Below are 12682 nucleotides of genomic sequence, written 5' to 3' on the forward strand. Positions count from 1 at the left end.
CCGCTTTTTTGGAGTTCGATGAGATGCGATAAGCAGGAGACGGAGAGGAGACGCTTTATGACTAGACGTCGTGTGTTTACAGGTTCGCCTTGGGAGCCCGTGGTCGGTTACTGCCGTGCCGTCCGGATCGGGGAGCGGATCGAAGTAGCGGGTACAACTGCGATGCAGCACGGGGAAGTTGTCGGCGAGGGGGATGCTTACGAGCAAACCCGATTTATTTTGCAAACGATCGAGAAAGCGTTGAACGAATTGGGAGCTTCGATGTCCGACGTAGTCCGGACAAGGATGTTCGTTACCGATATATCGAAATGGGAGGAAATCGGGAAAGCGCACGGCGAGTTTTTCAGAAACATACAACCTGCGGCGACGATGGTTGAAGTACAAGCGCTCATCGATCCGCGTCTGATGGTGGAGATCGAGGTCGAGGCGATTGTGGAAGAGGAGTAGGGAGTAGGTGGCCAGGTGTGGTCGGAGTCAAGATGATTTTCCTAAGTATACATAATAAATATTATGTAACCATCAATGTGTATCGAAGAAACAAATACGACTATTACTAAGTCTTATACGCTACGGAACCTGGTAAATCCGACAGTAGGAGGCAGCACAATGGGTATTGCAATCCGACAAGAAAAAATCGAGGATGTTACTGAAGTCTATCGTGTCGTTCAAAAGGCATTTGAGAATGCCGATTATTCGGATCATGACGAGCATCACCTGGTAAACAGGCTTCGAAATTCGACGAAGTTTATACCGGAGTTGTCTCTTGTGGCTGAATATGAAGGCAGAATCGTCGGTCATATCCTGTTTACAGAAATACATGTTGGTGATCGGATTCTGGTTGCACTTGCGCCTGTTGCTGTATTACCGGACATGCAAAGTAAGGGGATCGGGAAGCATCTGATTACGGAAGGACACCAAATCGCCGCACGGCTTGGGTATCAGGGTTCCGTTGTGCTGGGTCATGAGAAGTATTATCCGAGGTTCGGTTATAAAAAAGCAAGCTTATATGGGATAAAAGCGCCGTTTGATGTACCTGAAGACAGCTTTATGGCCGTTGCGCTCACGGATGGCGGTCTGTCAGGTGTAGATGGGGTTGTCGAATATGCGAAAGAATTTTTTGAAAAGTAGACAATCAGCACGGAGGTTTCTTGCCTGGGAGGGGGCTGCCTTTGTTTTTAACCGACGAATTCCTTGCGATACGACATTACATTCATAGAATAAAAGGAACTGGATAGATGTCAGCGAATACCAATTAAGTATTACAAAACTTGCATCCTTCGTGATGAGAGGAGGACGTTTTTTTGAGTAACTAGAAAAAGCCGGAATCCGCAAACCTCGGACATCCGGCTTTTTTGGCGTTGGGTCTTACTCGGACTGGCTTCGGGCCGTCTGCAGACGGCTAGCCGCTTCCTTGAACAGAAGCTCGACCTCAACCGCGCCTGCGCGAAGATCGGTGTCTTGGCCCAGACGGAGGGATTGCTCCAGTCTTTGCAAAATGGTATCGACCTGTCTCATGGCGATCGCGATGCTGTTGGTATCGGTGGACTGGAGCTCTACACGGGTCCGGTCCAGCTGCTCTTTTTCCCGGGCGACCCGGGAACGCATCTCCCCGAAGATGCGGAGCTGCTTATGCATCTGATCCGTCCGCCGCTGCAAGGCATTCAGTTCCCGGCCGAAGGCGTTTAACTCCGTATTGGCCTGTATCACATCGAAGGCGGCCGCTTGTTCGGTTTGATCGAGCAGCGCCTGTATGCGTTGACGTTCGCGAACCAGCTCATCGAGCGGGTAACCGGACTCGGAGCAAAGCCGGTCGATCGCAGCCGAAACTTCGGAGAAATGGCCGGCTGCTTGCCGGGCAGAGGAGGAGGCGCTTTTCTCTACGTTTACAATCCCATTTACTTCCACAGCCATACTATCGACCTGATTTGACCATGTTTTCGTATCCCGGTAGAGCCGGTAAACTCGCACAATCGGGCTGAGAACGGAAAAAAATGGAACTTTACACGCCAAAAGCTCGGCTTGGAGCGGTTCTGCCTGCCGGTGCAGGGCAAGCAGTCTATTCTCGATGTCCGCTAATGCCCGCTGTGTCCGTCCCTGAACGAATCCTTGCCCCAATCCTCTAAACGGTTCGGCGGCAATAAGCGCATTCAGCCGGGTCATTTGGTTCTGCTGCAGTTTAATCGCTTTTCGAAGCCGTTTTTTGGTTACGCTCCGCTTAAGTCCTAATACCACCAATAGAAAAATCAATCCTGCGACGAACAGAGCAAACAGCAAACCGAGCAGATTGGATACGATAAAAGACAGCGCGCTGTCGGCCAGATCGTCCAGGATCGATTCGAATCGGTACAAATCATCCACTTCAGGCAGCCCCCTTAAGGAAATCAGCTATCCTGCAGGACTGTCGTTTGCGAAATCGTATCAATCGAACAGGTCCCCAAAAATATCCATAACACTTTTTTTGCGTTTGTATTTCGGATGATGCTTGTCATAATATTGCGGCTCCGAGTAGGCGGGAGGGCGTTCCTCATAACCGGTTCTCCGTTCAGGCTGCGGCTCCTGTCTGTCATACCATTGATTGAACGGCTCGCGTACTTCGCGGACACCCGCCATCAATTTGTCGAGCTCTCCGCGGTCCAGCCAAACCCCTTTGCACGAAGGACAGATGTCGATCAGGATGCCTTCCTTTTCGACTTCGCGCATCTTTACATCGTCACAGATTGGGCAATTCATGAGTGGGATGTCAGCCTCCTTGAATATCGGAATGGTTGCTGCTTTTACCTTAACACGATATCGGATGGCATGCAAAAAACCAAGTGGGAAAGCGGAGAATATCACAAACGGATGGAAAGGATTATCGGGATACGAAGAGGGACTCCCAATTGCATCGAAATGGAATAACAAAAACCCGCCAACCGCCGAATACGATTCGGAAGGGAGCGGGTCTGTTTGCTATTCAGCTCAACCGGCCGGCTTACCGGAGCCGGTCAGACTGATCTCAATCGCACCGCGAACGAAACCGCCGGATTGCCGAAGCAGCTGCACGGCCTGTTCATATGAAGAACCGGTTGCGATCATTACTGTGGCGGTCTTCACATCGCCGCGGGTCGCCCGGAAAGCTCGTTCCACGACATCGTCCGGGGCGCCGGTCGCCCGCTGGATAATGCCTTTCGCCCGGTTGACCAGCTTGAAGTTCGTCGCCTGCAGATCGACCATCAGATTGCCGTACACTTTGCCCATCTGAATAAAGGAGGCGGTTGTGAGCATGTTCAGGATCATCTTTTGCGCCGTTCCGGCTTTCAGCCGCGTTGAGCCGAGCACAGCTTCCGGCCCGGTGACCGCTTCGATCGCGATGTCCGCGTGCTTGCTCATGACCGAATCGGGATTGTTGCATACGCAGACGACAGCCGCTCCGGCTTCCTTCGCTTTTTTCATCGCGCCGATGACATAAGGGGTCCGTCCGCTGGCTGCGATTCCGACCACGATATCGTGCACGCCAATGCCGCGTTCCCCGATATCCGATGCGCCGAGCGCTTCGTCGTCCTCCGCACCTTCCACCGCACAGCGAATAGCCGTATCCCCGCCGGCTATAATCCCCTGCACCATCTCCGGTTCCGTCCCGAATGTCGGCGGACATTCGGAGGCGTCCAGGATGCCCAGCCGTCCGCTCGTTCCCGCTCCGACATAAAACAATCTGCCGCCCGTACGGAAGCTGGCGACGATCGTATCGACCGCCTTCGCAATCTGAGGCAATACGGCCCGGACCGCAGAAGCGACCCGCTGGTCTTCGTCACTCATCATCTGAAGCATGCCCAGTGTCGGCGTCTGATCGATGTCGCGGGTATGTTCATTTTGCTGCTCCGTCAGGAGACGCTCCAAAGCGCGATTCATATTCATAAAAGTCCCTCCACAACTGTTTTATCGAGGCTGCAACCCATAGGGGCGTATCGATTTCCTTTCGGTATCTTTGGTCTAACTATAAACGATCAAGGCGAGGCTTGTAAAATAAATTTTTATGAATAAATATTTATGTTGAAATATTATTTCACGATGATATAATGGGCATGTGGGAAATGAAAATAAATTTTACCACAGACCTTATGAGTGAAATTTTGTGTCAAATCATAAGGCGTGTGTAAGCGTTGTCAGTCATCCGGGTCCTTATATCGAGCGGATTTATCCAAGCGGGGTGTCTGAGGAAAAAAGCGAGGGGAGGGCAACATGGAGATGGGGAATCTGCAATATCGCCATTATGAAAGCGGTAACGAAGAGGCCATCGTTCAACTATGGAACGAATGTTTGCATCACGATCCGATTACGCCGATCAGACTGCGCAATATGGTGCTGCTTGACGCTAATTTCGATCCGGAAGGGCTGCGTCTCGCCTATGAAGACGGCCGGCTTGTCGGCGCGATGTATGCCGTCAGGCGGTTGCTGCCGATGCACGGGACGGAGCTGGAGCCGGATAATGGATGGATTCCGTTTTTCTTTGTCGCTCCGGATCGGCGAAGGGAGGGAATCGGCAGCAGACTGATGGAGGAGGCGCTGAACTTTTTGCAGCGTTTGGGACGCAAGCACGTATTTTTCTCATCTTATGCGCCGAACTATTTCACACCCGGCGTGGATGAAGCAAGCTACCCGGACGGTTACGCCTTCCTGCTGAAACACGGGTTCGCCAAGCTGTATTCGCCGGTGGCGATGGACTATTCACTGGTCCGGTACGCAGCGCCTGAAGACGTCAAACGGTTGAAACGAACACGGGAGGACGAAGGGTATGCGTTCAGATTGGCGCAGGACCGGGATCTCGTTGATGTGATCCGGTTTGCGGCGGACCTGTTCAACCCCGACTGGGGAAGAGCGATCCGGGAAGGACTGCTGCGCGGTCTGCCGATGTCCGTGATCCATGTCGCCCGCTTCGAAGGCAAGCTGATCGGGTTCTGCATGCACGGCGGCTACGAGGGCGTGCTCGAGCGGTTCGGACCGTTCGGTGTCGATCCGGCGCATCAAGGGAAGGGACTCGGCAAAATTATGCTGCACGATTGTTTGTCGAACATGAGGGCTCAAGGACTTCATGGAGCATGGTTTTTGTGGACCGGGGAGACGACGACGGCCGGACTGCTGTACAGAAAGCTTGGTTTTCAAGTAACGAGGCGGTTTCACGTATGCCGGAAAAGCTTCTGACGTCCCCGTAATACCTTACTGGCCGCGTCGTCCGTCCGGTTTCCCGGAGAAAGCAGAGAAGTGTAATCATTCATCTATCATTCAGGGAGGTCTTTTCGTATGAGCAAAAAAATGGCAGTACGCGCAGTAAGCCTTGCCGTCACGTCGGCGCTGGCAGTCAGTCTGGCCGCATGCGGCTCGGGCAAAGAAAGCAGCGGAAGCGACGACGGCAAGAAAGGTCCGGTGACGCTCACGCTGCTGTCCCACTACGCCGGAGCGCAGGAAGAGAAGCTGAAGCCGTATGTGGATATGTGGAACAAGGACCATCCGGACATCCAGGTGAAGCTCGAGCCGGTGGACTTCGGGGAATTGCTGAAAACGATCCAAGCGAAGCAAACGGCCGGGCAGGTCGCCGATATTATGCACGTCTATTCGCTGTGGGGCGGCCAACTGACGAAAAACAAAGTGCTGGCCGAGCCGCCGGCCGACGTGATCGACGACGTCAAGAAAAATTATCCGGACGCATCCGTCAAGGGCGCCTCCATCGGCGGCAAAATATACGGCTTCCCGACGGAAGTAAACGCTTACGCCTTGTTCTATAACAAAAAACTGCTGAAGGAAGCCGGATTCGACAATCCGCCGAAAACATGGGATGAGATGTACAACATGGCCAAAGCGCTTACGAAAAAGGACGGCTCCGGCAAAATTACGCAGCAAGGCTTCGGCTTCGTGCGCGGATACGCTTCGATCGTCGACCAGCCGTTCATGTCGCTGATGGCGACGGCGGGCGGCCAACTGATCAGCGACGATCTGACCAAGGCGCAGCTCGATTCCGACGCAGGCAAGAAAACGATGGATTATGCCGCGAAGTTTTACAAAGACGGCATCGCGGACGTCTCGTTCAGCGTAAGCAAAACGTTCCCGGCCGAGCAAACGGCGATGACGATCCAGGCGGGCTGGTATGCCGGTTCGCTTGCCGGAACGATGAAGGAGGCCTACCAGAATATCGGCGCGGCGCCGCTTCCGTCTCCGGACGGCTCGAAGAAAGGCTCGATCGCCTATACCTGGATGTGGGGCGTCAACAATAAATCGAAATACCAGAAGGAAGCATGGGAGTTCCTCAAATGGTTCAATACGGTATCGGTTAAAGACGGCTTGACGCCGGAAGGCGGGTTCCTGCTGGATGCCTTCAATTCGCTGTCGACCCGCAAGTCCGACCTTGACGCGAAACCGATCAAGGACAAATTGGCCGGCGATGCCGTGCTGAAAACGTTCGTCGACGCTTTGAACTACGCGTTGCCTGAGCCGAACCCGGCTGCCGGGACGGAAATCCAGGATATTTTGTTCAAGCAGATCGAGAGCACCTGGACCGGTCAAACGACGCCGGAAGCAGCCGTACAAGCGGCCCAAAAAGACATTCAGTCCAAGCTCGCGAACTAACCCTAGAGCATCATACGAGGGCCGATGCGATCCGATCCATTGGGCCGGTCGCTCCGGCCCGTTACCCTACATCTGCTTCTAGCAGCACCCGATTGGAGGATTGGCATGAGCGGAAATGGCAAACTGAGCCGCGGCCAAGGACTTCTGGGCTGGTTGTTTTTATCGCCGGTCATCGTGTTTTACGCGATCTTTTTCCTTGTGCCGTTAATCTTCTCGTTGTTTTTAAGCTTTACGGAATGGGGCGGCTTCGACCTGACGCTGATCGAATGGGTCGGCCTCAAAAACTATAAAGCGCTGTTCGCGGACGGCTCGACCTTTTTGAATCCGATCATCAAGAACACGTTCGTGTTCGCCTTCGGTACGGTCGGCCTCTCGTTTTTCATCGCTCTGTTCGTCGCTTACACGATTACCCGTCTGCGCTTCGAAGGGTTTTGGCGGACGTTGTACTTCCTGCCTACGGTGACGACGGTCGTAGCGGTCGGGAACGTGTGGCTGTATTTGTACAACCCGACGAACGGGCTGATTAATGCCGTGCTGAACAAGCTGGGCGTCTTGTCGATCAAATTTTTGGACGATCCGAACACGGCGCTCGCTTCGATAATCGTCGTGGGCGGCTGGCTCGGGATCGGAAGCTCGGTGCTGATTTTGACTGCAGGGCTTAAGGCGATTTCCGACGATTATTACGAGGCTGCGACGATCGAAGGAGCGGGGCTCGGGGCCATTTTCTCGAAGATTACGCTGCCGCTGCTCAAGCCGTCGATTTTGTTCGTGCTTATTACTTCCTTTATAGGAGGATTGCAATCGTTCACGTTATCGCTCGTCATGACCAAAAACGGCGGCCCCGGCAATTCGACGAACGTCGGCGGGCTGGAGATGTATAATCAGGCGTTTTCTTACGGCAATTGGGGAATTGCCAGCGCGATGGCCTTTGTTCTGTTCATCTGCGTCTTTATCGTCACGATCATTCAGCTGACTGTATTTCGCCGGGGAGGGGTGGAGAGCTACACATGAAACCGAAAACATTTCCGTGGTTTTCGTATACGGTCATTATCATCGGCAGCATCATGATGGTATTCCCGTTTCTCGAGATGATTTTTTCCTCCTTCAAAGGAACGGCGGACTACAACCGGCTTCATTATTCGTTATTCCCGGAAACGTTCGAGACGAGCAATTATGCGACGGCGTTCGAACAACTGCAGCTGGGACTGCTCTTCAAGAACAGTCTGGTCAAGTCCGTCGTGACGACGGTAATCGTGCTGCTGACGAGTTCGCTTGCCGGTTATGCGCTGACAAAGCTGCGGTTTCGCGGTCAGAAAGTTCTCTTTCGCTTCATACTGGCGACGATGATGTTCCCGGCGTTTCTGTTTCTGATCCCCAACTTTTACATCATGGTTCATTTCCCGTTCGTCGGAGGCAACGACTGGATGGGCGAAGGCGGGGACGGGGGGATGGCGAAATATATGCTCGCGCTGATTCTGCCCTTCACGGTCAGCGCGTTCGGCATCTTCCTGATGCGCCAGTTCATAATGACGATCAACGATGCTTACATCGAGGCGGCCCGGATCGACGGAGCGTCCGAGCTGCGGATCTTCTTCCAGCTTATTCTCCCGATGACGGTACCGGCGCTCTCGACGCTGGCGATCTTCGAATTTATCGGCAGTTGGAACGAATTCATCTGGGCGCTGCTCATGTACACGGTCAACAAAGATTTGGCGACATTGCCGGTTGGCATCCAGCAGCTCAAATCCCATCTCGATGCGAATATGACGCAGCCGCTCGTCAATGCGGCGCTCGTTATCAGCACCGTCCCGATTTTGATCGTGTTCATCTTCCTGCAGAAATATTACGTACGGGGCATGATGAATACAGGCTTGAAAGAGTAGCCATTTGATTTGCCAAACGATTATTGGATACAATGAAAAGGAGATCGAATCGATGACGGAACAAACCAAAAAACATATATTGGCGATTAGCGCGCATGCGGGAGACCAGGAGCTGACGGCGGGAGCGACGATCGCGAAGTATACGCAGGAAGGCCATAAAGCGACGTTCCTCCACCTCACTCCGGGAGAGAAAGGGCATCCGCGTCTGACTCCGGACGAATACGCAAAGCAGAAAATCGAGGAATCGTATAAAGCTGCGGAAATTCTCGGAGCCGATGTCCGGTATCTACAGTACAAGGATGCGGAAATTCCGGTCGACGAGCAGATCAAGTACGAGGTAGCCGACGTCATCCGCGAGCTGAAGCCGGACATCATTATTACACACTGGAAACACAGTATCCACAAAGACCACGCGAACACGCATAAGATTGTGGAAGATGCGCATTTTTACGCTGCGCTCAAAACGATCGAGAGAGAGCTGCCGGCGCACTACGCCCGCAAAATCTACTTCTCGGAAAATTGGGAAGATATGCACGAGTTCGTACCGGAAGTGTTCGTGGATATTCCCGAGGAGGCGTTCGACGCCTGGGTCCGTGCGCTGAGCGTATACGCGTTCGCCCGCGGCGAGACGTACGGCTTCCCCTATATCGACTATTACAAAGCGTTGACGGTCGTCCGCGGAGCGCCGGTATACTTCAAGCGGGCACAAGGATTTATGGTACCGAGGGGAGGGCTGAACAAGCGCCTCCAATGGTTTGAATAATAAGGCCGGCAACTAGAAAAGGTGGAATTCATGTGAACGGCGGATTGGTTCGGATACGGGAAATGATCGGGCAAATTACGCCGTCGGAGCGTATTATCGCGGATTATATTTTGGCTCACCCTCGTGAGCTGGCTCATATGTCTGTCGCGGATCTGGCCGAGCGGAGCGGAGGCAGCCAGGCAGCCATCATCCGGCTGTGCAAATCGCTCGGGCTGAAGGGTTACCCGGAATTGAAGATGAAAGTGATCGGCGATCTGCAGTCGCAGGAACGGTACGAGTATCGCGAGTTTCGTCCCAACGATCCGATCGATACGATCGTGCAGAACGTGTCCTACAACAATGTGCAATCGATCCTCGATACGATGAAAATCTTGGACCTCCATCATCTGCAGCAAGCGGTGGAGGCGCTGAGCAAGGCGAGCCGGATTTTTTTCTACGGCGTCGGCGCCTCCAACCTGATCGCGCAGGATGCCCAGCAAAAATTTTTGCGGATTAACAAGCCGTCGTTTACGTTTACCGATCCGACGGTGCAGTTGACTGCGGCCGTCACGGTCCGTTCGGACGATGTGGCGGTCGGCATCTCGTATTCGGGCGAGACGAAACCGGTTATTCAAAGCTTGATCTATGCGAACGAAGTGGGAGCACCGTCGATCGGCATTACCAAGTACGGCCATACGACGCTGGGCAGCGTTGCCGCGATTCCGCTTCATATCGCTTCGACGGAGAATGAAATCCGGAGCGGGGCGATGGCGTCGCGGATCGCACAGCTGAACCTGATCGACATTTTGTATCTCGGAGTCGCCAGCGCCAACTTCGAGGAAGCGGTCCAATATTTGCAGCGGAGCCGCAATGTGCTGGGGGATATGGACAAAATCGAAACCCGAAAATAGGAGGGAAACCTATTGGCAACGATCAACCGGCAGCCGATCTACTCGGGAGTGGATGTGTTAGCACGCGCTCCGTCCGCCTATCTGGGCGGCAAGCGGTTTGGCCTGCTCTCGAATCATACGGGGATTACACGCGATTACCGTTCCACGATAGACGTATGCGCAAGACTGGAAGCGGGGAAGCTGACCGCTTTGTTCGCCTGCGAACACGGCATCCGCGGGGAGCGGCAGGCGGGAGTTTTGTTCGAGGATGAGACGGAGCCGGAGTTGGGGATTCCCGTCTACAGCTTGTATGGGAAGTTTCGGGCGCCGACGCCCGAAATGCTGGATACGGTCGATGCGCTCGTGTTCGACTATCAGGACCTGGGCGTCCGGTTTTTCACTTATTTAACGACGTTAATTTATACGATGCAGGCTTGTGCCAAAGCCGGCAAAGAGCTGATCGTTCTAGACCGGCCGAATCCGCTCGGCGGCTTGTCGGTCCAAGGGGGACTTCTCCGCGAAGGCTACCAGTCGATGGTCGGAGGCTGGAAAATCCCAATCTTGACCGGGCTGACCATCGGGGAATTCGCGAGGCTCGTGAACGCCGAATCGGGCATGAACTGCAACCTGCAGGTCGTTCCGCTGGAAGGCTGGACACGGAACATGGAGTTTCCGCAGACCGGCATGCCATGGACGATGCTGTCCCCGAACATGCCGACGATGGATGCCGCGCGCGTCTATCCCGGCACTTGCTTGTTCGAAGGTACGAATCTGTCCGAGGGAAGAGGGACGACGCGTCCGTTCGAGCAGATCGGGGCTCCGTGGATGGACGGCAGACGTGTCGCCGAAGCGTTGAACCGGCGCGGATTGCCGGGCGTCATCTTTTATCCGGCCTATTTCACTCCGATGTTCTCCAAGCATCAAGGCGCGATATGCGGCGGGGTTCAATTGTACGTAACGGAACCGGAGAAGTTCCTGCAAGTCCGCACCGGGTTGTATATGCTGGAGCAAATCCAGAAGATGCATCCGGACGATTTCGCCTGGCTGCCGCCGTTCAAGGAAGGCTCGAAGTCGTTTATCGAGCTGCTGACAGGCAGCGACGTTGTGCTCAAGACGCTGCACGAGCCTGGTGCCGCCGAGCGAATCGCAGACGAATGGGATAAGGAAGCTGCAGATTGGGCCAAGACGCGCGTGCCTTATTTGCTTTACGAGTAAGGGTGAACCGAATATTGTGAAGTGTAACCCTCGGCTGAGCTGCAGCCGGGGGCTTTCATTTGGGTAGAAGCCAAGCCGAAGGATCAATTGAAAACCGATGCTCTTTTCCCCTACGGTCACATAAGTATGGTATGATTTGGTTACCAGTTCCATCTTCAGCCGTGATTCCGGAGGAAGCGGAGCATTGCTTCGACTTTACAGAGAGGAGCCTAACGAATGAGAATTTCCTCGCCGGGTATGATCGCTTCTGTCGGATGCATCATTCTAAGTATGATCTTATTATTCGGGAACCCATACTCCGGGACCCGGGCGGGGACGGATACGATTGTCATCATTTCCATCATGGTCATTCTTCCCGCTTGTCTTGGTGTAACCGCTTCCTTATTCAGATTACGGGTATTGATGATTATTGTGTTCGTTTGGTCTCTGCCTTACGGCCTTTATTTGACCGTAGCCGCCGTTCCCAGTCTGTTCAACTTATTTGGTGCCGTCCTGCTTTCTATCTCATATCCGCCTCAACGATGAAAAAATCCAGGGTAGATTAATTCGAGAATGGCGAGGTGATCGGATGCACGTCAAAGTATTCAATTACGTTCCGGAGCTGATCCAGCGGGGTGATGCGGATTACACGAAATATCTGGATGATCTGACCGAAGAGCTATCCGCCAATCAGCCCACACAGTGGATGATCCGGGCCAGCATTAAAAATGCAACCCAACCGTTCGTCGCTGATCCGGACCGGGATCAATCGTTTCAGAAGCTGCTTGATTTCGATTTACGCCAGTTGTCCTGCGAAACCGCAAATCATGTCTTTCAACTGTTGCCGTGCCCGATTGAAGACATTTCGATTCACATCCTGCCCGCTATCGAGTCCAAAGGGGGAGGGTGCTGCTACGCGCCTGGCAAATTCCTACTCGGGATTCGCTGTGACGAGCTTGCTCCGATGCGGTTAAAGCGGAACATTGCCCACGAATACAGTCATACGGTACGATACGCCCAGGAAGCCCTGATCGACTCGCCAAATAAATCCGTTTTTCCGTCTTCCAAAACAATGCGGGGGTACTTAGCCTATGAAGGATTAGCTATGGTTTTGGGGGACTCCTTATTTCCTCATCCCGGTTTCCCTCCCTATGAGGTTTCCGCCGAAAGCGAAGCAGCCTTCTGGGAAAAAATCGATTTGGATGCTTCAGGCACGGATGCTTACATCCGCTATATGACGAAACGGGCGTATGAGATCTCCTCCAGAATTGTGAGCAGCTATCTCGCCAAACATGAGATTTCGATCGTAGAAGCCCATTCCAGAACGGATAAGGAATTGTACTGGAAAAGCGGTTATCCGTTTATTCGGTAAATTC

The 12682-nt window shown here is 53.5% G+C and carries 13 protein-coding genes; 10 read left to right on the plus strand and 3 right to left on the minus strand.

Annotation, left to right across the window (positions count from 1 at the left end):
* Positions 1–57 precede the first annotated feature (57 nt).
* Together PV433_RS02485 and PV433_RS02490 are read left to right on the plus strand one after the other, a co-directional pair.
* Positions 58–447: a RidA family protein gene (locus PV433_RS02485; RefSeq protein WP_332070619.1), complete on the plus strand. Its 390-nt coding sequence runs from the start codon at positions 58–60 to the stop codon at positions 445–447.
* Between the two features lie 159 nt (positions 448–606).
* Positions 607–1128, plus strand: a complete 522-nt coding sequence (locus tag PV433_RS02490) for a GNAT family N-acetyltransferase (RefSeq protein ID WP_332070620.1) — start codon at positions 607–609, stop codon at positions 1126–1128.
* A gap of 237 nt (positions 1129–1365) precedes the next feature.
* On the opposite strand, the gene PV433_RS02495 is transcribed toward PV433_RS02490, so the two are convergent.
* The 3 genes from PV433_RS02495 to murQ all read right to left on the minus strand — a co-directional run bounded on the left by PV433_RS02495 (position 1366) and on the right by murQ (position 3888).
* On the minus strand, positions 1366–2358 hold the full coding sequence (locus PV433_RS02495) for a hypothetical protein (RefSeq protein WP_332070621.1): 993 nt from the start codon (positions 2356–2358) through the stop codon (positions 1366–1368).
* Positions 2359–2418: 60 nt separating this feature from the next.
* On the minus strand, positions 2419–2730 hold the full coding sequence (locus tag PV433_RS02500; RefSeq protein ID WP_332070622.1) for a TFIIB-type zinc ribbon-containing protein: 312 nt from the start codon (positions 2728–2730) through the stop codon (positions 2419–2421).
* A gap of 228 nt (positions 2731–2958) precedes the next feature.
* Entirely contained in the window at positions 2959–3888 is a 930-nt protein-coding gene (gene murQ, locus PV433_RS02505) for an N-acetylmuramic acid 6-phosphate etherase (RefSeq protein WP_332070841.1), read from the minus strand.
* Between the two features lie 336 nt (positions 3889–4224).
* Between murQ and PV433_RS02510 the strand changes: the two genes are divergently transcribed.
* The 8 genes from PV433_RS02510 to PV433_RS02545 all read left to right on the plus strand — a co-directional run bounded on the left by PV433_RS02510 (position 4225) and on the right by PV433_RS02545 (position 12678).
* Positions 4225–5178, plus strand: a complete 954-nt coding sequence (locus tag PV433_RS02510; protein ID WP_332070842.1) for a GNAT family N-acetyltransferase — start codon at positions 4225–4227, stop codon at positions 5176–5178.
* Positions 5179–5277: 99 nt separating this feature from the next.
* Positions 5278–6597, plus strand: a complete 1320-nt coding sequence (locus PV433_RS02515) for an ABC transporter substrate-binding protein (RefSeq protein WP_332070623.1) — start codon at positions 5278–5280, stop codon at positions 6595–6597.
* A gap of 105 nt (positions 6598–6702) precedes the next feature.
* Positions 6703–7608, plus strand: coding sequence for a carbohydrate ABC transporter permease (locus PV433_RS02520; protein ID WP_332070624.1), 906 nt, complete (start codon positions 6703–6705; stop codon positions 7606–7608).
* Positions 7605–8480 (plus strand): carbohydrate ABC transporter permease, encoded by an 876-nt coding sequence (locus PV433_RS02525; protein WP_332070625.1) that lies wholly within the window; start codon positions 7605–7607, stop codon positions 8478–8480. Before PV433_RS02520 ends, PV433_RS02525 begins: the two co-directional genes overlap by 4 nt.
* Before the next feature lie 52 nt (positions 8481–8532).
* On the plus strand, positions 8533–9243 hold the full coding sequence (locus tag PV433_RS02530) for a PIG-L deacetylase family protein (protein WP_332070626.1): 711 nt from the start codon (positions 8533–8535) through the stop codon (positions 9241–9243).
* A 32-nt stretch (positions 9244–9275) separates the two neighbouring features.
* Entirely contained in the window at positions 9276–10133 is an 858-nt protein-coding gene (locus PV433_RS02535) for a MurR/RpiR family transcriptional regulator (protein ID WP_332070627.1), read from the plus strand.
* 12 nt (positions 10134–10145) lie between these two features.
* A complete protein-coding gene (locus PV433_RS02540; RefSeq protein ID WP_332070628.1) occupies positions 10146–11327 on the plus strand; it encodes an exo-beta-N-acetylmuramidase NamZ family protein in 1182 nt (393 codons plus the stop codon).
* A gap of 568 nt (positions 11328–11895) precedes the next feature.
* Entirely contained in the window at positions 11896–12678 is a 783-nt protein-coding gene (locus tag PV433_RS02545; protein ID WP_332070629.1) for a hypothetical protein, read from the plus strand.
* Positions 12679–12682: the final 4 nt, after the last annotated feature.

It is taken from the genome of Paenibacillus sp. GYB004, from assembly GCF_036577605.1.
Taxonomy (GTDB): Bacteria; Bacillota; Bacilli; order Paenibacillales; family NBRC-103111; genus Paenibacillus_AB; species Paenibacillus_AB oceani.